The 18811-nt window shown below is 72.7% G+C and carries 15 protein-coding genes; 12 read left to right on the forward strand and 3 right to left on the reverse strand.

The genetic code is table 11. The features are described 5' to 3' along the window. Positions 1-3: 3 nt before the first annotated feature. On the reverse strand, positions 4-861 hold the full coding sequence (locus tag AMK18_RS15790; RefSeq protein ID WP_073863276.1) for an endo alpha-1,4 polygalactosaminidase: 858 nt from the start codon (positions 859-861) through the stop codon (positions 4-6). A 219-nt stretch (positions 862-1080) separates the two neighbouring features. Between AMK18_RS15790 and AMK18_RS15795 the strand changes: the two genes are divergently transcribed. The 7 genes from AMK18_RS15795 (at position 1081) to AMK18_RS15825 (ending at position 11439) form a co-directional block, all read left to right on the forward strand. Then, on the forward strand, positions 1081-2634 hold the full coding sequence (locus AMK18_RS15795) for a leucyl aminopeptidase (RefSeq protein ID WP_073863277.1): 1554 nt from the start codon (positions 1081-1083) through the stop codon (positions 2632-2634). A gap of 256 nt (positions 2635-2890) precedes the next feature. After that, complete coding sequence (lpdA, locus tag AMK18_RS15800) at positions 2891-4279, forward strand: dihydrolipoyl dehydrogenase (protein ID WP_018103558.1); 1389 nt, start codon at positions 2891-2893, stop codon at positions 4277-4279. A 61-nt stretch (positions 4280-4340) separates the two neighbouring features. After that, positions 4341-6101: a 2-oxoglutarate dehydrogenase, E2 component, dihydrolipoamide succinyltransferase gene (gene sucB / locus AMK18_RS15805; protein ID WP_073863278.1), complete on the forward strand. Its 1761-nt coding sequence runs from the start codon at positions 4341-4343 to the stop codon at positions 6099-6101. A 131-nt stretch (positions 6102-6232) separates the two neighbouring features. Continuing rightward, positions 6233-6856: a GntR family transcriptional regulator gene (locus AMK18_RS15810; protein ID WP_018103556.1), complete on the forward strand. Its 624-nt coding sequence runs from the start codon at positions 6233-6235 to the stop codon at positions 6854-6856. Between the two features lie 255 nt (positions 6857-7111). Continuing rightward, the gene (aceE, locus tag AMK18_RS15815) at positions 7112-9781 is read left to right on the forward strand and encodes a pyruvate dehydrogenase (acetyl-transferring), homodimeric type (RefSeq protein WP_073863279.1); all 2670 of its coding nucleotides are present in this window, start codon (positions 7112-7114) and stop codon (positions 9779-9781) included. A 91-nt stretch (positions 9782-9872) separates the two neighbouring features. Continuing rightward, positions 9873-10853: a helix-turn-helix transcriptional regulator gene (locus tag AMK18_RS15820; protein ID WP_073863280.1), complete on the forward strand. Its 981-nt coding sequence runs from the start codon at positions 9873-9875 to the stop codon at positions 10851-10853. A 61-nt stretch (positions 10854-10914) separates the two neighbouring features. After that, positions 10915-11439 carry a DUF4240 domain-containing protein gene (locus AMK18_RS15825; protein WP_073863281.1) on the forward strand — a complete coding sequence of 175 codons (525 nt, stop codon included), beginning with the start codon at positions 10915-10917 and terminating at the stop codon, positions 11437-11439. Here AMK18_RS15825 and AMK18_RS15830 read toward each other — a convergent pair. After that, complete coding sequence (locus tag AMK18_RS15830) at positions 11429-11956, reverse strand: GNAT family N-acetyltransferase (RefSeq protein ID WP_073863282.1); 528 nt, start codon at positions 11954-11956, stop codon at positions 11429-11431. The genes AMK18_RS15825 and AMK18_RS15830 overlap by 11 nt on opposite strands. A gap of 56 nt (positions 11957-12012) precedes the next feature. On the opposite strand from AMK18_RS15830, the gene AMK18_RS15835 reads away from it, so the two are divergent. Both AMK18_RS15835 and AMK18_RS15840 read left to right on the forward strand, forming a co-directional pair. Beyond that, complete coding sequence (locus AMK18_RS15835; RefSeq protein WP_073863283.1) at positions 12013-12912, forward strand: TIGR01777 family oxidoreductase; 900 nt, start codon at positions 12013-12015, stop codon at positions 12910-12912. Positions 12913-13094: 182 nt separating this feature from the next. Further along, entirely contained in the window at positions 13095-14438 is a 1344-nt protein-coding gene (locus AMK18_RS15840; RefSeq protein WP_073863284.1) for an NAD(P)/FAD-dependent oxidoreductase, read from the forward strand. Positions 14439-14447: 9 nt separating this feature from the next. Here the strand turns inward: AMK18_RS15840 and AMK18_RS15845 are convergent, their stop codons facing one another. Then, a complete protein-coding gene (locus tag AMK18_RS15845) occupies positions 14448-16022 on the reverse strand; it encodes a regulator (RefSeq protein ID WP_073863285.1) in 1575 nt (524 codons plus the stop codon). Between the two features lie 421 nt (positions 16023-16443). Between AMK18_RS15845 and lipB the strand changes: the two genes are divergently transcribed. From lipB to AMK18_RS15860, 3 genes are all read left to right on the forward strand, one after another. Next, a complete protein-coding gene (gene lipB / locus AMK18_RS15850; protein ID WP_018103548.1) occupies positions 16444-17256 on the forward strand; it encodes a lipoyl(octanoyl) transferase LipB in 813 nt (270 codons plus the stop codon). A gap of 159 nt (positions 17257-17415) precedes the next feature. Next, the gene (gene lipA / locus AMK18_RS15855; RefSeq protein WP_018103547.1) at positions 17416-18351 is read left to right on the forward strand and encodes a lipoyl synthase; all 936 of its coding nucleotides are present in this window, start codon (positions 17416-17418) and stop codon (positions 18349-18351) included. 240 nt (positions 18352-18591) lie between these two features. After that, a complete protein-coding gene (locus tag AMK18_RS15860) occupies positions 18592-18807 on the forward strand; it encodes an SCO2195 family GlnR-regulated protein (protein WP_018103546.1) in 216 nt (71 codons plus the stop codon). Positions 18808-18811: the final 4 nt, after the last annotated feature.

Raw genomic sequence — 18811 nt, forward strand, 5'->3', positions numbered from 1 at the left:
CCGTCAGCCCTTCGCGCAGGTCTCCCGCCCGGCGTCCAGCTCGTACTCCTTGCGCAGCGAGCTGAGCCGCAGCTTCCGGGACTGCGCGCAGAACTCCGCCGCCGGCAGCTCGTACTCCACGTGGAAGACCGCCTTGCCCGCCTTCACGAACGGGGTCAGCTCCTCGCACTCCTCGTACTGCGCGCACTGCTCGTTGACCGCGAAGTCGAAGTCCCCGACCAGTTCCGGGATCTGCGGGAGGTCGTTCTTGAGGCCGACGGACATGCCGTGGCGGTGGACCACGCGGGCGATCAGGCGGTTGTAGCGCAGCTGGTCGGCGGCGGTCAGCGGGAAGCCGCTCTTGTTGCGGTAGCCGTCCATGTTGTCCGGTTCGACCGCGTCGAAGCCCTTCTTCGCGCACATCGCGATCCGGGTCTCCATCAGCGGTTCCAGGACCTCGGTGCGCCGGATGTCGAGCCAGCGCTCGCCCTTCCAGCCGTTGCCCTTCCCGAGCACGGCGGTGGGGAAACGGGCCGCGTCCGGACGGAAGTCCTCCCAGGCGCCGGTGGACAGGTAGCAGATGACCTTGCGGCCCTTGCGGTGCAGCTCGGCGACCTGGGCCGCCGTACGGTCGAAGCCGTCGATGTCGTACACCGGGGCGTCCACCGAGGTGTCGAGCTTCCCCGACAGCTGCCACTGCCAGTCCATGCCGGGCTCCGGCTGCCAGCGCGCCTGCGAGGGCCGCGCGGCGGCGGTTTCCTTCCCCGCCGGGGCCTTGCCGGGCTCCGAGGAGCAGCCCGTGAGCGTCGTGAGCAGCATCAGTGCGGTGACGGCGAGCACGCCGCGCGCCCCGCTCGTCCGTGCGGCCGTCCGGTCGCGCATCGTCCCCCCAGGTCCGCCGGGACGATCTTCCCGGAAGCACCACCGTAACGACGTCCGCGCACCTCGCACGCACCGCCTACGGCCCGCCGCCGTGAGCGGGCAGCAAAGGCGCGCGTAGGCTCATTCCCGGCACATTGCGGCCGCGTCTACGATGCGCCGGGCACGGTCGGCCCACCCACTCGACCGAAAAGAACTCAACGGAAGCGAGATTTCACCACCGTGACTGCTCTCACTCTCAGCACTGCCGGTGCGGCGACGCTGCGCGCCGACGCCCTCGTCGTGGGCGTCGCCAAGGGCGCTGGATCCAAGCCTGGGGACCTGGTCCTCGCACCGGGCGCCGAGGCCGTGGACAAGGCGTTCGGCGGCAAGCTCGCCGCCGTCCTGGCGACCCTGGGCGCCTCGGGTGCCGAGGGCGAGCTGACGAAGGTCCCCGCCCCGGAGGGCCTGAAGGTCCCCGTCGTCATCGCGGCCGGACTCGGCAAGGCCCCGGAGAAGGACGGCTCGTACGACGCGGAGACGCTGCGCCGCGCCGCCGGTGCCGCCGCCCGCTCGCTGGCCGGTTCGAAGAAGGCCGGCTTCGCGCTGCCCATCGGCTCCGTCGAGGACGCCGAGGCCATCGCGGAGGGCGCGCTGCTCGGCGCGTACGCCTTCACCGCCTACCAGGCCGGTGAGAACAAGCTGGCGCCCAAGGACGCGAAGCCCGCCGGTGCCAAGCAGGCGCTGGCCGAGGTCGCCGTGCTCGGTGCCAAGCCCCGTGACAAGGCGTTCAAGGCCGCCGCCGAGCGCGCGATCGCCCTCGCCGAGGAGATCAACCGCGCCCGCGACCTGGTCAACACCCCGCCCAACGACCTGTACCCCGAGTCCTTCGCCGCCGTGGCCACCGCCGCCGGCAAGGAGCACGGCATCAAGGTGCAGGTGCTGGACGAGAAGGCGCTCGTCAAGGGCGGCTACGGCGGCATCCTGGGCGTCGGCCAGGGCGCGGAGCGCGGCCCGCGCCTGGTGAAGCTCGCCTACACGCACCCGAAGGCGGAGAAGACCCTGGCCCTCGTCGGCAAGGGCATCACCTACGACTCGGGCGGCATCTCGCTGAAGCCGGCCGGTCACAACGAGACGATGAAGTGCGACATGGCCGGCGCCGCCGCCGTGTTCGCGACCGTCGTCTCGGCCGCCCGTCTGGGCCTGCGCGTCAACGTCACCGCGTGGCTGGCGCTCGCCGAGAACATGCCGTCGGGCAGCGCCACCCGCCCGGGTGACGTCCTGCGCATGTACAGCGGCAAGACCGTCGAAGTCCTGAACACCGACGCCGAGGGCCGCCTCGTCATGGCCGACGCGCTGACCCGCGCCTCGGAGGAGAACCCGGACGCGATCGTGGACGTGGCGACCCTGACCGGCGCGATGGTGCTGGCGCTGGGCAACCGCACCTTCGGCATCATGTCCAACGACGACGCCTTCCGTACCTCGATCCACGAGATCGCGGACGAGGTCGGCGAGGCCTCCTGGCCGATGCCGCTCCCGGCGGACCTGCGCAAGGGCATGGACTCCTCGACCGCCGACATCGCCAACATGGGCGAGCGGATGGGCGGCGGCCTGGTGGCCGGCCTGTTCCTGAAGGAGTTCGTGGGCGAGGGCATCGCCTGGGCGCACCTGGACATCGCGGGCCCCGCCTTCCACGAGGGCGCCCCGTACGGCTACACGCCCAAGGGCGGCACCGGCTCGGCCGTCCGCACGCTGGTGAAGCTGGCGGAGCGCACCGCCGCCGGCGACCTCGGCTGACCCGGCCGCGGCAGCCCCCGTACGGCCCCGGGCATACGTCCGGGGCCGTAGGTGTTCCCCACCGGGACGGACGATCGACCGTCCCGGACACGGGCCCCGCGTCCCGCCCACCGTCAACAAGTGCGAAGATGGGTTCTCGGCAGGACAGGGCCCCCACCACAGGGCCGAAGACAAAGCGGCCGCACACCAGCCGACCGGCCGGTAGCACCCCGAGGACGGGGCCCGGCGTACGGCGCACATGCATGGAGGACGTGACGTGGCGAACGACGCCAGCACCGTTTTCGACCTAGTGATCCTCGGCGGTGGCAGCGGCGGGTACGCCGCGGCCCTGCGCGGAGCGCAGCTGGGCCTGGACGTCGCTCTGATCGAGAAGGGCAAGGTCGGCGGCACCTGCCTGCACAACGGCTGCATCCCCACGAAGGCGCTGCTGCACGCCGGCGAGATCGCGGACCAGGCCCGCGAGTCCGCCCAGTTCGGCGTCAAGGCCACCTTCGAGGGCATCGACATGGCGGCCGTCCACAAGTACAAGGACGACGTGATCTCCGGCCTGTACAAGGGCCTCCAGGGACTCGTCGCCTCCCGCAAGGTGCACTACATCGAGGGTGAGGGCCGGCTCTCGTCGCCCACCTCGGTGGACGTGAACGGCCAGCGCATCCAGGGCCGCCACGTGCTCCTGGCGACCGGCTCCGTGCCGAAGTCGCTGCCGGGCCTGGAGATCGACGGCAACCGCATCATCTCCTCGGACCACGCGCTGAAGCTGGACCGCGTCCCGAAGTCCGCGATCGTGCTGGGCGGCGGCGTCATCGGCGTCGAGTTCGCCTCGGCGTGGACCTCCTTCGGCTCCGACGTGACGATCATCGAGGGCCTGAAGCACCTCGTCCCGGTCGAGGACGAGAACAGCTCGAAGCTCCTCGAGCGCGCCTTCCGCAAGCGCGGCATCAAGTTCAACCTCGGCACCTTCTTCCAGAGCGCCGAGTACACGCAGGACGGCGTCCGCGTGACCCTCGCCGACGGCAAGACCTTCGAGGCGGAGGTGCTGCTGGTCGCGATCGGCCGCGGCCCGGTCTCGCAGGGCCTCGGTTACGAGGAGGCCGGGGTCGCCATGGACCGCGGCTACGTCCTGGTGGACGAGTACATGCGCACCAACGTCCCGACGATCTCGGCCGTGGGCGACCTGGTCCCGACGCTCCAGCTGGCGCACGTCGGCTTCGCCGAGGGCATCCTCGTGGCGGAGCGGCTGGCCGGTCTCAAGACCGTCCCGATCGACTACGACGGTGTCCCCCGGGTCACGTACTGCCACCCCGAGGTCGCCTCCGTCGGCATCACCGAGGCCAAGGCCAAGGAGCTCTACGGCGCGGACAAGGTCGTCGCGCTGAAGTACAACCTCGCGGGCAACGGCAAGAGCAAGATCCTCAAGACCGCGGGCGAGATCAAGCTCGTCCAGGTCAAGGACGGTGCCGTGGTCGGCGTCCACATGGTCGGTGACCGTATGGGCGAGCAGGTCGGCGAAGCCCAGCTGATCTACAACTGGGAAGCGCTGCCGGCCGAGGTCGCCCAGCTCATCCACGCCCACCCGACGCAGAACGAGGCGATGGGCGAGGCCCACCTGGCGCTCGCCGGCAAGCCGCTTCACTCCCACGACTGATCCAGTCGACCGGGCGCGACGACCGACCACTTCCGCATTTTCGTAAGGAGCAACTGAAACCATGTCGGTTTCCGTAACCCTTCCGGCGCTCGGCGAGAGCGTCACCGAGGGCACTGTCACCCGCTGGCTGAAGGCCGAGGGCGAGCGCGTCGAGGCCGACGAGCCGCTGCTCGAGGTCTCGACCGACAAGGTCGACACCGAGATCCCCGCCCCCGCCTCCGGCGTCCTGTCGTCCATCAAGGTCGCCGAGGACGAGACCGTCGAGGTCGGCGCCGAGCTGGCCATCATCGACGACGGCTCGGGCGCCCCGGCCGCCGAGGCCGCTCCGGCCGCCGAGCCGGCCGAGGCTCCGGCCCCGGCCGCCGCCGAGGCCCCCGCCGCCCCGGCCCCCGCGGCCGAGGCTCCGGCCGCCGCCCCGGCCGGTGGTGCCTCCGGCACCGACGTCACCCTCCCCGCGCTCGGCGAGAGCGTCACCGAGGGCACCGTCACCCGCTGGCTGAAGGAGGTCGGCGAGGAGGTCGCGGAGGACGAGCCGCTGCTCGAGGTCTCCACGGACAAGGTCGACACCGAGATCCCCGCCCCGGTCGCCGGTGTGCTGCTGGAGATCGTGGTCGGCGAGGACGAGACCGCCGAGGTCGGCGCCAAGCTCGCCGTCATCGGCGCGCCCGGTGCCGCTCCGGCCCAGGCCCCGGCTCCGGCTCAGCCCGCCCCGGCCCAGGAGGCTCCGGCCCCCGCGCCGACTCCGGCTCCGGCCCCCGCCGCGCCCGCCCCGGCTCCGGCCGCTCCGGCTCCGGCGCCCGCCGCCCCGGCACCGGCTCCGGCGGCTCCCGCCCCGGCTCCGGCCGCCCCGGCGCAGGCTCCGGCCGCCGCCCCGGCCGCGACCTCCGGTGACGACGGCGCGTACGTCACGCCGCTGGTCCGCAAGCTCGCCGCCGAGAACGGCGTCGACCTGGGCTCGGTCAAGGGCACCGGCGTCGGTGGCCGTATCCGCAAGCAGGATGTCGTCGCCGCAGCGGAGGCCGCCAAGGCCGCCGCCGCTGCCCCGGCGCCCGCCGCTCCGGCCGCCTCCTCCAAGGCCGCGCCGAAGCTGGAGGCCAGCCCGCTGCGCGGTCAGACGGTCAAGATGACCCGCATGCGCAAGGTCATCGGCGACAACATGATGAAGGCGCTGCACTCGCAGGCCCAGCTGACCTCGGTCGTCGAGGTCGACGTCACCAAGCTGATGAAGCTGCGCGCCAAGGCGAAGGACGGCTTCGCGGCCCGTGAGGGCGTCAAGCTCTCCCCGATGCCGTTCTACGTGAAGGCCGCCGCCCAGGCGCTGAAGGCCCACCCGGTCATCAACGCCCGGATCAACGAGGACGAAGGCACCATCACGTACTTCGACTCGGAGAACATCGGCATCGCCGTGGACGCCGAGAAGGGCCTGATGACCCCGGTCATCAAGGGCGCGGGCGACCTCAACATCGCCGGTATCTCGAAGAAGACCGCCGAGCTGGCCGGCAAGGCCCGCGGTGGCGGCCTGACCCCGGACGACATGTCCGGTGCCACCTTCACCATCAGCAACACCGGCTCGCGCGGTGCGCTGTTCGACACCGTCATCGTGCCGCCGAACCAGGCAGCCATCCTGGGCATCGGCGCCACCGTGAAGCGTCCCGCGGTCATCGAGACCGAGGAGGGCACCGTGATCGGTGTCCGCGACATGACGTACCTGTCGCTCTCCTACGACCACCGTCTGGTGGACGGCGCGGACGCCGCCCGCTACCTGACCGCGGTCAAGGCGATCCTGGAGGCCGGCGAGTTCGAGGTCGAGCTCGGCCTGTAACCAGCCTCACGATCGGCGCCCCCGTCCGGAACACTTCCGGGCGGGGGCGCCGCCGTATTGTCTAGACACCACCGGTCGCCCCGGCCACCGAGCCCGGTGCAGGCGTACCGGTCTGTCCGAAGGAGCCCGTCATGACCCCGCCCGTCGTCCACTCGCTGCGCGAACAGATCCGCGAGCACATCGTGGAGGGGATCGTCAGCGGGCGCTGGAAGCCGGGCGAGCGGATCGTGGAGCGGCGCATCGCGACCGAGCTGGAGGTCAGCCAGACGCCCGTGCGCGAGGCGCTGCGGGAGCTGGAGACGCTGCGGCTGATCGAGTCGGCGCCCAACAAGGGCGTCCGGGTCCGCAACCTCACCGCCGCCGACCTGGAGGAGAGCTACCCCGTACGGGCGGGCCTGGAGCAGATCGCGGCCGAGCTGGCGGCCCCCGGGCTCGGCGAGGACTGCTCGCTGCTGGCCCCGCACGTGGCGGCGCTGTACGAGGCGGACCGGCTGGCGGACGGCGAGGCCCAGGTCCGGCACACGGTCGGCTTCCACCGCGAGATGGTGCGGGCGGCGGGGAACGCGGTGCTGCTGCACACCTGGGAGGGGCTGGGCATCGAGGTGTTCACGGCCCTGTCCATCCGCTGGCTGGGCACGGTCCAGAAGTCGTACGCGGAGGAGCACGAGGCCCTCATCGACGCGTTCCTGCGCAAGGACCCGGACATCGGGACTCTGGTGAAGGCCCACGTCCTGGGCTGCGCGCCGCGCGCCTGAGGCGCTGCGCAAGTGTCGCCCCTGCCGCTCTTCCGTGCAGGTCAGCGCCCGTTTTGACGGGTAAATCCCGTCACTCGGTGCCCCATTTCATGGCACCGCATGCCACTTTCTTCATATCGAGAAGTTTTGCCGTTCATCCTTTGATCGATCATCGATCGGCGATTTACAGTTCACTCCGCGGGCCCACCGGCCCCATCGCCCTGTCCTGCCAGTCAGGGACTTCTCCACCCCCCTCCTCACCGGAAGGCGGCGATCATGACCGACCCCGTAGGAAAGCTTCCGAGCGAGCTCGACCAGCTCCCGGACCGCGACCCGGAGGAGACCGCTGAATGGGCGGCCTCCCTGGATGCCGTCACCAAGGCCGCGGGCCCGCACCGTGCCGCGTACCTCATGCGGCGCTCGCTCCAGCATGCCGAGGGCGCCGGTCTCGCGCTGCCCAAGCTGCTGGAGACCGATTACGTCAACTCCATCCCGACCGCCGCGGAGCCCGACTTCGACGGTGACCTGGAGATGGAGTCCAAGATCACCGCGTGGAACCGCTGGAACGCGGCCGCGATGGTCACCCGTGGCGCGCGCTTCGGCGTCGGCGGCCACATCGCCACCTTCGCCTCGGCGGCCTGGCTGTACGAGACCGGCTTCAACCACTTCTTCCGCGGCAAGGAGGGGGACGGCTCCGGCGACCAGCTGTACGTGCAGGGCCACGCCTCCCCCGGCATCTACGCCCGCGCCTTCCTCGACGGCCGGCTCAGCGAGCAGCAGCTCGACAACTTCCGCCAGGAGTCGGGCGGCAACGGCCTGCCCTCCTACCCGCACCCGCGGCGGCTGCCCTGGCTGTGGGAGTTCCCCACGGTCTCCATGGGCCTCGGCCCGCTCTCGGCGATCTACCAGGCGCGCTTCAACCGCTACCTGGCCAACCGCAACATCAAGGACACGTCGAACTCGCACGTCTGGGCCTTCCTGGGCGACGGCGAGATGGACGAGCCCGAGTCGACCGCGGCCCTCGCCCTCGCGGCCCGTGAGCAGCTCGACAACCTGACCTTCGTCATCAACTGCAACCTGCAGCGCCTCGACGGTCCGGTCCGCGCCAACTTCCGCGTCGTGCAGGAGCTGGAGGGCGCCTTCCGGGGGGCCGGCTGGAACGTCATCAAGACGCTCTGGGGCAACGCCTGGGACGAGCTGTTCCAGCTCGACACCACGGGCGCGCTGGTGCGCCGCCTCCGCGAGGTCCCGGACGCGCAGTTCCAGACGTACGCCACCCGCGACGTCGCGTACATCCGCGAGCACTTCTTCGGTGCCGAGCCCGCCCTCGCCGAGCTGGCGAAACTGCTCACCGACGCGAAGATCGCCGAGTGCTTCTACACCTCGCGCGGCGGCCACGAGGCCCGCAAGGTGTACGCGGCCTACCGCGCGGCCGTCGAGCACAAGGGCGCGCCGACCGTGATCCTCGCCCAGACGGTGAAGGGCTACACGCTCGGCAAGGGCTTCGAGTCCAAGAACGCCAACCACCAGATGAAGAAGCTGTCGATCGACGAGTTCAAGGGCATGCGCGAGCTGCTCGGCCTCCCGATCCCGGACAGCGCCTTCGCCGACGGCCTGGTGCCCTACGGCCACCCGGGCGCCGACTCCCCCGAGGTCCGCTACCTCCAGGAGCGCCGTGCCGCCCTCGGCGGCCCCGCCCCGGCCCGCCGGGTGCACGCGGTGGCCCTGCCGCAGCCCGAGGAGCGCGCGTTCGCGGCGCTCAAGAAGGGCTCCGGCAAGCAGGAGATGGCCACCACCATGGCCTTCGTCCGCCTGGTCAAGGACCTGATGCGGGACAAGCAGACCGGCAAGCGCTGGGTGCCGATCGTCCCGGACGAGGCCCGCACCTTCGGCATGGAGTCGCTGTTCCCGTCGGCCGGTATCTACTCGCCGCTGGGCCAGACGTACGAGCCGGTCGACCGCGACCAGCTGATGTACTACAAGGAGGCCAAGGACGGCCAGATCCTCAACGAGGGGATCACCGAGGCCGGCGCCATGGCCGACTTCATCGCCGCCGCCACGTCGTACGCGACGCACGGCGAGACGATGATCCCGTTCTACATCTTCTACTCGATGTTCGGCTGGCAGCGGACGGGCGACCAGTTCTGGCAGCTCGCCGACCAGCTCGGCAAGGGCTTCATCGTCGGCGCCACCGCCGGCCGTACGACCCTGACGGGCGAGGGCCTCCAGCACGCGGACGGCCACTCGCACCTGATCGCCGCCACGAACCCGGCGTCGCTCAACTACGACCCGGCGTTCGCGTACGAGATCGCGGTGATCGTCAAGGACGGTCTTCGGCGGATGTACGGTCCCGACGCCGAGGACGTCTTCTACTACCTGACGGTCTACAACGAGCCGAAGCCGCAGCCCGCGATGCCGGAAGGCGTCGAGGAGGGCATCGTCAAGGGCCTGTACCGCTTCAAGGAGGGCACGCCCGCCTCGGCGGACGCGCCGCGCGCCCAGCTGCTGGCCTCCGGCACAGCGATCCACTGGGCCCTGGAGGCCCAGGAGCTGCTGGCCGCCGACTGGGGTGTCACGACCGACGTCTGGTCCGCGACCTCCTGGGGCGAGCTGCGCCGCGAGGCGCTGGAGTGCGACGAGGCGCTGCTCCGCGGTGAGCAGCGGGTGCCGTACGTGACGCAGGCGCTGGAGGGCGCTCCGGGCCCGGTCGTCGCGGTCAGCGACTGGATGCGCGCGGTGCCGGACCAGATCAGCCAGTGGGTCGAGCAGGACTACACCTCGCTCGGCACGGACGGCTTCGGTCTCTCCGACACGCGTGACGCGGCCCGCCGCCACTTCGGCGTCGACGCCCCGTCCGTCGTGGTCGCCACGCTGGCCCAGCTGGCCCGGCGCGGCGAGGTGCCCGCGACCGCGGTCAAGGAGGCGCGGGACCGGTACGGTCTCTGAGCGTGATCAGGCCCGTCCGGCTTGAGGCTTTGTCCTCAATCGCCGGACGGGCTTGATTTCTGCCGCGCCGCAGTCCAGCCACAATGGCCGCATGCGTGCTGCCCGGCTGATCCGTATGGTGCTGCTCCTCCAGGCCCGCCCCGGCATGACCGCCGCCGAGCTGTCCCGGGAGCTGGCGGTGTCCGAGCGGACCGTCACCCGGGACGCGCAGGCCCTCTCCGAGGCCGGTGTCCCGGTGTACGCGGAGCGCGGCCGGGCCGGCGGCTACCGGCTCGTCGGCGGCTACCGCACCGGGCTGACCGGTCTCGCCCGTGACGAGGCGGAGGCGCTGTTCCTGTCCGGGCTGCCCTCCGCGCTGCGCGAGATGGGGCTCGCGGACGCCGCATCGGCCGCCCGGCTGAAGGTGTCGGCGGCCCTGACGCCCGCGCTGCGGGACGCCCCGGCGGGGGCGGGCCGGCGCTTCCACCTGGACGCACCCGGCTGGTATCAGGAGCCGGTCACGCCGGAGCTGCTGCCCGCCGTGGCCGAGGCCGTGTGGCGCGACCGGCTGCTCCTGGCCCGGTACTGGCGGGCCGGGCGGGACTCCGACGTCGAACGGGAGCTGGCCCCGTACGGGCTCGTCCTGAAGGCGGGCGTCTGGTACCTCTGCGCCCGCGCGGGCGACGACACGCGGGTGTACCGCATCGACCGGTTCACCGCCGCCAGCGTTTCGGACACCCCTTTCGTCAGGGACGAGGGTTTCGACCTGCCCGCCTTCTGGGAAGAGCGGTCCGCCGCGTTCGCCCGCTCCCTGCTGCGTACGGAGGTGAGGCTGCGGCTCTCGGAGGCGGGCGCGCACCGGCTGCCGCACGTCGCGGACCGGGCCGCCGCCACGGAGGCGCTGGAGGCGGCCGGGCCGCCCGGTGCGGACGGCCGGGTCACGGTCACCCTGCCGGTGGAGTCCCTGGACGTCGCCTACGGCCAGCTGCTGGGCCTCGGACCGGAGTTGGAGGTGCTGGAGCCGACCGCCCTGCGGGAGAGGTTCGCGACGGCCGCGGCGCGCCTGCACGCGCTCTACGGGGGCGCGCCCTGACGGCTTCGTTCAGATGTCTGGGCGTGCATCCGCGGCTCTCAGGGCAGATGCTGGACCCGTGATGGACGAGACCGAGTTCTGGGAGCTGATCGACAGCACGCGCGAGGCCGCCGACGGCGACCCCGAGGACCATGCCGATCTGCTGGTCGACAAGCTGGTGCAGCTCGACCCCGAAGCGGTGCTGGATTTCGCCCGGCACTTCGAGGCCCGCTTCAACCGGGCCTACCGCTGGGACCTGTGGGGCGCCGCCGCCGTCCTGCTCGGCGGCGCGGGCGACGACGCCTTCGACTACTTCCGCTGCTGGCTGATCGGCCGGGGCCGGGAGGTCTTCGAGGGCGCCGTGCACGACCCGGACGCCCTGGCCGAGCTGCTCGACTCCTTCGACGAGGAGCTGGACGGCGACGGCGAGGAGCTGGGGTACGCGGCCGACGAGGCGTACGAACAGCTCACCGGCGTCGTCGCGCCCGACCTCGGCCTCCCCCCGCAGCCCGAGGAGCCGGAGGGCGCCCGGCTGGACCCGGACGACGACGCGGCCCTGGCGGCCCGGCTGCCCGCGCTCTGGGAGCGGTTCGGCGTCACGGGGTGAGCGGGCGGCCCATCATCACGTCGTCCACGTACCGCCCGTTCAGGAAGAACTCGCCCGGCAGCACACCCTCGACGGTGAAGCCCTCCGCCTCGTACAGCGCGCGGGCGGGCGCGTTGTGGCCGAGGACCCGCAGGGTGATCCGGTTCGCCCCCTCGGCGCGTGCCGTCGCGCAGGCCGCGCGGATCAGGGCGCGCCCGACGCCCCGGCCGCGCGCCCAGTGGGCCACGGCGAGGCCCTGGATCTGCCGGACGTGCGCGTTGCAGGCCAGCGGGGTCGGCGGCACGACGCGTATGTAACCGGCCGGCGCCCGCTCCCCCGTCTCGTTCACCGCCTCCGCCACCAGGATGTCCCGGGGCGTGTGCCGCTCGTCGAAGAACGGCTCGTACGGCGGCTGCGGGCGCGGCTGCACCGCGTGCAGCGTCGACCAGGTGGCGCGGTCCAGCTCGCCGAGCGCGGAGTCGTCCGCGAGGACGGCGCGGCGGACGAGGGGCGCGGCGGATGCGGCGGAATCGGTCATGGCCGCCACTGTGCCACGGCCGTGTACGGGGGCCCCGGTGGGGCAGGATGGACGCCATGCCGCACTCCCGTATCGCCGTCAGCGGATCGACCGGACTCATCGGAGCGGCGCTGGTGCGCTTGCTGCGAGCCGACGGGCACGAGGTGGTGCGCCTGGTGCGCCGCCCGGCCCGGGCCGGTGACGAGGTGGAGTGGGACCCGAAACGGGGTTACGTCGACGTGGCCGGTCTTGTGGGCTGCGACGCGGTCGTCCATCTCGCCGGGGCGGGGGTCGGCGACCACCGCTGGACCGAGGCGTACAAGAAGGAGATCCGGGACAGCCGGGTGCTGGGCACCGCCGCGCTCGCGGACGCCGTCGCCTCGCTCGACACCCCGCCCGCCGTGCTGCTGTCCGGCTCCGCGATCGGCTTCTACGGGGACACCGGCGACCGCCCGGTGGACGAGGACGCGCCGCCCGGGGACGGGTTCCTGCCGTCGGTCTGCGTGGAGTGGGAGGAGGCCACGGCGGCGGCCGAGGAGGCGGGGGTGCGTACGGTGCACGCCCGCACCGGCCTGGTGGTCGCCCGGGAGGGCGGTGCCTGGGGGCGGCTCTTCCCGCTGTTCAAGGCGGGGCTGGGCGGCCGGATGGGCAACGGGCGGCAGTACTGGAGCTTCATCGCGCTGCACGACCACATCGCGGCGCTGCGGCACATCCTGGACACCCCGGAGCTGTCCGGGCCGGTGAACCTGACCGCCCCGACGCCCGTCACCAACGCCGAGGTGACCGCCGCGATGGGCCGGGTGCTGCGGCGGCCGACCCTCTTCACGGCGCCCGCTCCGGCCCTGCGGCTCGCGCTCGGCGAGTTCGCCGGGGACGTGCTGGGCAGTCAGCGGGTGGTGCCCGCGCGGCTGCTGGGCTCCGGCTTCACGTTCGCCTTCCCCTCCGTCGACGCCGCCATCCGCGCCGCGCTGCGCTGACGGACCGTCCGGGCAGCCCGGTTTTTTCCGGACGGGCGTGCGACCCCGTGCATCGGTGCTCCGGTCCGCGCGCGACTGCGCACGATCGCGCCACTCTCCTAGCCTCCTGACGAACTCACGCATTCCGGTGGGCGGTTGAGGGCATGAGCCCCCCACCACTTGCGCCGAACCGGGGAGGGCACGTGCTCAGCACGGCACACCACGCGGACGTCGTCATCATCGGGGCCGGGATCGCCGGCCTGTCGGCGGCCCACCGACTGACCAGCGCCGGGGTCAGCGTCAGCGTCCTGGAGGCCGGCCCCGGCGTCGGCGGCCGGATGGCCACCGACGAGGTGGACGGGTTCTGCCTCGACCGGGTCGGCCCGCTGCTCAACACCGCGTATCCGGAGCTCCGCACCACCCCGGGGCTCGACGGACTCGTCCTGCGCCCGTTCGATCCCGGGGTCCTGGTGCACAGCGAGGGCCGCCGCCACCGGACCGGCGAGACCCGCCGCGTGCCGGGCGCACGCAGCGCACGGGGCGCGCTCAAGGCGGCGCGCGCCCTCGCGCACGCCCCCCGGCCGCCGCTTGCGGGCGCCCTCACCGGGGCGATGGGCGGCGCGATCGACCACGCCCGGCTCGGCACGGCCCTGGCCCGCCTCGCCGCCACCCCGCCGTCCCGCATCCTCGCCCGGCCGGAACGCGCCGCGCTCGACGCCCTGGCCGGCCGGCTCTCCTCCCGTACGCTCAACGGCTTCGTACGCCCGCTGCTCACCGCGCTGCTCAGCGACCCGGACCTCACCACGTCCAGCCGGTGCGCCGACCTCGCCCTGCGGGCGTACGCGAGCGGACGGCTGTGCGTACCGGAGGGCGGGGCGGGTACGCTGCCGGCGCTCCTCGCCGCTTCCCTGCCGCCGGGGACCGTACGCACCGGGGTGCACGTCACCTCCGCCGACATCACCTCCGTACGCACCAAGGAGCACGGCGAACTGGGCTGCCGCTCGCTGCTGGTGGCCACCGGGGCGAGCGCCGCCGCCGAGCTGCTGCCGGGGCTGCGGCTGCCGTCCTTCCACCCCGTGACGGTGCTCCACCACACCGCGCCCGCTCCCCCGCCCACCGGCGCCTCGCTCCTCCTGGACGCCGACCGGTCGGGCCCCGTGTCCCACACCGCCGTGATGAGCGAGGTCGACCCGGCCCGCGCCCCGCACGGCCGGACCCTGATCAGCTCCACGGTCCTCGGCACCCCGCCCGACGACCTGGACCGCACGGTCCGCGCCCACCTCGCCGCGCTCTACGGCGTGCCCACCGACGACTGGGAGCTGCTGGCCGCCCACCACGACCCGGAGGCCGTCCCGGCGATGCCCGCCCCGCACGACCCGCACCGCCCGGTCCGGGTCCTCGCGGGCCTGTACGTGTGCGGCGACCACCGCGACACCGGCACCGTCCAGGGCGCCCTGGCCTCGGGCGCCCGCGCCGCCGCCTCGATCCTCCACGACCTGGGCATCCGCCCGGCCGCCGGGGACACCGCACTCCCCGAGGCGGCCTGAGACCGCGCCTCAGCCCAGCGCGGCGACCCGCTCCCGGTAGCCGCGCACGGCTGCGGCGTCCCGGTAGGGCTCCAGCCGCCGTTCGAAGTCCCGTACGTACTCCGTGGCCCGCGCCGAGCGCATCTCGGCCGCCTGCTGGGCGGCCTCCGCGCCCAGCCGGCACGCCTGGTCCAGCTCGCCGAGCCCGAGCCGGGCGGACGCCAGCACCACCCGGCAGAACAGCCTGCTCCGGGCGTACGCGGGGGCGCGCAGCTGGAGCGCGCGCTCCGCGTACTGCGCGGCGGACCGGTACTGCTGGAGGTCGCGGTGGCAGTGCCCGAACTCGTCGGCGAGCTGCGCCTCGTCGAAGTGGCGCGCCCAGTGCGGGACCTCGTCGCCGGGACGGGCCGCCTCCAGCGCGCGTTCCGCCCGGGCGAGGGAGGCGGTGCACGCCTTGGAGTCCCCGAGCACCGCGTGCCCGCGCGCCTCCACCGCGTGCAGCAGGGCCATCACGGTGTGGGGCGCGGCCGAGCCGATGCCCTGCTGCGCGACCCGGGCCAGCTGGACCGCTTCCCGGCCGTGGGCGAGATAGACCGCCTGGCGGCTCATGGTGATCAGCACATAGCTGCCGTAGGCCCGGTCGCCGGCTGCCTGAGAGAGCCGGAGCGCCTGCACGAAGTAGCGCTGCGCGAGCCCGTGCGCCGCGATGTCGTACGAGGTCCAGCCGGCCAGCCTGGTCAGGTCGGCGGCGGCCGCGAAGAGCCTCCGGCCCGTCGCCTCCCCGTACGTGCCGCGCAGCATCGGCTCCGTCTCGTGCTCCAGGTACCGCACGAGGGCCTGCCGGGCGTGCCCGCCGCCGTAGGCGTGGTCGAGCGTACGGAAGAGCTCGGCCACCGAGCGCAGCGCGGCCACGTCCCCCTCGCCGACCCGGAGCCCGGAGCCCCGCTCGGTCTGCCGCTGCCGGGGCACCCCGGGGCTGCCCGTCGCGCCCCCGGCCGGGGCGCCGGGCGGTGCGGGCACTCCGCCGGGGCGCGAGGGCACCGGCCCGCGCACGCCGTGCCGCCCGCCCTGCTCGGGGACGGCGGTCAGGGCCCCGGCGGCGGGGAGCTGCGCACCGGCCGCCCGTGCGGCACCGGCCCTGGCGGGTGCCGGCCTGCCGACCCACTCGTCGGCCCGGCCGATCAGCCAGTCCCGGCTGGGCACGACGAGACCGGCCGGGGTGAACGCGATCTTCCGCAGCTCGGTCTGGCTGCCCGAGTCCTTGCGCCAGAGGCCGCTGACGATGTCGACCGCCTCGGCGGGCGTGGCGGCGAACTCCAGGCCCGCGTAGACCGGGGCGCAGGCGTCGAGCCCGAGGTCCTGCGCGGAGAGGCGGCGGCCGAGGCGCCGGGTGAAGACCTCGGCGATCAGCGCGGGGGTGGTGCCCCGGGGCTGCTGGCCGCGCAGCCAGCGGGTCACGGAGGTCTTGTCGTAGCGCAGGTCGAGTCCGTGTTCGAGGCCGAGCTGGTCCACCCGGCGGGCGAGACCGGCGTTGGAGAACCCGGCCTCGGTGATGAGCGAGGCGAGCCGGCGGTTGGGCGTGCGCTGCGGAGGTCGTTCCGACATCAGCTCTAGGGTCTCCTGCCTTCCGGGCCGGGCAGCCCTCTGACGAACGGCGCGAATTTAACTGTCTGCGGGGCGGCCTCAGCACCCTTCGCTCCACATTCATCCGATCGTGTGAGGATTGTGGACGGCGCTGACGGGAAGACCTGCCCGGCTCACGCGCCGACGCCGGTCGTACAGTGGCTAGGGCCTTTCGTGCGGATCAGGCCGGATCAGGGAGCGGGCTCTGGTGCCGTGCATCGCAAGGCGGAGGATTGAGCCAACGCGGAGCGTTGGTGATTGACGACAACGCCGCGAGGTGCGGCACCAGAGCCCGCGAGCCCGGCCTGATCCGGACGAAAGGCCCTAAGCGCGATTCGTGCAGGGTGACGCGGTTCGGGGACACCCCCCGGCCCCCGGCACCGCGAGGAGAGAGGCTGCTTCCGTGAGTGAGCTCCGGTTCGTCCGCATGGGATTCGGCGAGGACGCCGTCGACTACCAGGAGGCGTGGCAGAAGCAGCGCGAGGTGCACGCGGCACGGTTCGAGGACACCGTCCCGGACACCTGCCTGCTCCTGGAACACCCGCCCGTCTACACCGCGGGCAGGCGCACGGCGGACAGCGAGCGCCCCCTCGACGGCACCCCCGTCATCGACGTGGACCGCGGCGGCAAGATCACCTGGCACGGCCCGGGCCAGCTCGTCGGCTACCCGATCCAGAAGCTCCCGCGCCCCGTGGACGTCGTCGCCCATGTGCGCCGTCTGGAGGAGGCGCTGATCCGCACCGCCGCCGAGTTCGGCGTCGAAACCAGCCGGGTCGAGGGCCGCTCCGGCGTCTGGGTCCTGGGCGACCCGGTCGAGCAGCGTCCCGCCCTCGGCGGCCTCACGCTCGACTTCGACCCGCGGCTGGCGGACGAGGAGTTCGACCCGCGGCTCAACGGTCCGGAGTACGCCCCGTCCAACGCCGGGCAGCGCCGCGAGGACCGCAAGCTCGCCGCGATCGGCATCCGCGTCGCCAAGGGCGTCACGATGCACGGCTTCGCGCTCAACGTGAACCCCGACAACACCTGGTTCGACCGCATCGTGCCCTGCGGCATCCGGGACGCCGGCGTCACCTCGCTCAGCTACGAGCTGGGCCGCGAGATCACCATCGCCGAGGTCCTCCCGGTCGTCGAGAAGCACCTCCGGGACATCCTGGAGAACGCTGAGCTCGCCCCCCGTACGATCGAGCGCACCGGCGACGCCATGGCCACGGCGTGACCCACGGAACGCGCTTCCGGGAATAGGCCCCGCCTGCCCCAGGTTGGGTGGACGTACAACCGAATGAACTACGGGCGTACCCTGGTGTTCGCCGAAGAATCCAATGCAGTGAAAGCAAAGGGGAGTGCCGGAGTGTCTGTCGCACCCGACGGGCGCAAGATGCTGCGCCTTGAGGTCCGGAACAGCCAGACCCCCATCGAGCGCAAGCCCGAGTGGATCAAAACCCGGGCGAAGATGGGCCCCGAGTACAACCAGCTGCAGAAACTCGTCAAGAGCGAGGGTCTGCACACGGTGTGCCAGGAGGCCGGCTGCCCCAACATCTTCGAGTGCTGGGAGGACCGCGAGGCCACGTTCCTCATCGGCGGTGACCAGTGCACCCGGCGCTGTGACTTCTGCCAGATCGACACGGGCAAGCCGCAGGCGCTGGACCGGGACGAACCCCGCCGCGTCGGCGAGTCCGTCGTCACGATGGACCTGAACTACGCCACCATCACCGGCGTCGCCCGCGACGACCTGGAGGACGGCGGTGCCTGGCTGTACGCGGAGACCGTGCGCCAGATCCACGCGCAGACGGCGGACCGCGAGGCCGGCCGCACCAAGGTCGAGCTGCTGATCCCCGACTTCAACGCCGAGCCCGCCCAGCTCGCGGAGGTCTTCTCCTCGCGCCCCGAGGTGCTCGCGCACAACGTGGAGACGGTGCCGCGCATCTTCAAGCGCATCCGCCCGGGCTTCCGCTACGAGCGGTCCCTGGAGGTCATCACCCGCGCCCGCGAGGCCGGCCTGGTGACCAAGTCGAACCTGATCCTCGGCATGGGCGAGACCCGCGAAGAGGTCAGCGAGGCGCTTCAGGACCTGTACGACGCGGGCTGCGAGCTCATCACGATCACGCAGTACCTGCGGCCGTCGGTGCGCCACCACCCGGTCGAGCGCTGGGTGAAGCCGAACGAGTTCGTGGAGCTGAAGGACGAGGCCGACGCGATCGGCTACTCCGGCGTCATGTCCGGCCCGCTCGTCCGCTCCTCGTACCGCGCGGGCCGCCTCTTCCAGCAGGCGATGGACCGGCGCGAGGCCGAGGCCCCGGTGCCGTCCGCGTAATCCGTCACCCGCCCGACGCGGTCCGTCCCGTCCCCGCAGGCCCGAGAGGCCGGGGGCGCGGACGGACCGCGTCGGCGTGCGCGGGGCCCGTATCAAGGTTTCATTGGTGTTTGACCGACCGGTCACGCGCTGGTAACACCGAACGGTGACCCTGGATACACGAGCGGTGCGGTGACAGTTCCGCCACCCGTCTCCAGTCCGCGCAGCACACGTACATCGTTTCCGAGGGGACTTGCCACGATGCAGGCCGCGCCGGTACGCGCCAACGTCATCCCGACCGTCACCAACACCCTCCGCGCCGTGGAGTCGCTGCTGCTCAGCAGCGGCCAGCGCACCGCCCGGCGCAACGCCTGGACGGCCGTCCTGGAGGACCGCCGCCGGGCGAAGGACCGGGCCGCGTCCGGCTACGTGCCGGAACGGGAGGCCGTGGCCGCCCGTCGTTCGAAGGCCACGTAAACTT

Source organism: Streptomyces sp. CB01249 (assembly GCF_001905735.1).
GTDB lineage: Bacteria > Actinomycetota > Actinomycetes > Streptomycetales > Streptomycetaceae > Streptomyces.

Excerpts from the sequence above, each read along its gene's own strand:
- AMK18_RS15790 (WP_073863276.1), bottom strand. The coding sequence starts at position 861 with ATGCGCGACCGGACGGCCGCACGGACGAGCGGGGCGCGCGGCGTGCTC.
- sucB (WP_073863278.1), top strand. The coding sequence starts at position 4,341 with ATGTCGGTTTCCGTAACCCTTCCGGCGCTCGGCGAGAGCGTCACCGAG.
- AMK18_RS15810 (WP_018103556.1), top strand. The coding sequence starts at position 6,233 with ATGACCCCGCCCGTCGTCCACTCGCTGCGCGAACAGATCCGCGAGCAC.
- aceE (WP_073863279.1), top strand. The coding sequence starts at position 7,112 with ATGACCGACCCCGTAGGAAAGCTTCCGAGCGAGCTCGACCAGCTCCCG.
- AMK18_RS15820 (WP_073863280.1), top strand. The coding sequence starts at position 9,873 with ATGCGTGCTGCCCGGCTGATCCGTATGGTGCTGCTCCTCCAGGCCCGC.
- AMK18_RS15825 (WP_073863281.1), top strand. The coding sequence starts at position 10,915 with ATGGACGAGACCGAGTTCTGGGAGCTGATCGACAGCACGCGCGAGGCC.
- AMK18_RS15830 (WP_073863282.1), bottom strand. The coding sequence starts at position 11,956 with ATGACCGATTCCGCCGCATCCGCCGCGCCCCTCGTCCGCCGCGCCGTC.
- AMK18_RS15835 (WP_073863283.1), top strand. The coding sequence starts at position 12,013 with ATGCCGCACTCCCGTATCGCCGTCAGCGGATCGACCGGACTCATCGGA.
- AMK18_RS15845 (WP_073863285.1), bottom strand. The coding sequence starts at position 16,022 with ATGTCGGAACGACCTCCGCAGCGCACGCCCAACCGCCGGCTCGCCTCG.
- lipA (WP_018103547.1), top strand. The coding sequence starts at position 17,416 with ATGCTGCGCCTTGAGGTCCGGAACAGCCAGACCCCCATCGAGCGCAAG.
- AMK18_RS15860 (WP_018103546.1), top strand. The coding sequence starts at position 18,592 with ATGCAGGCCGCGCCGGTACGCGCCAACGTCATCCCGACCGTCACCAAC.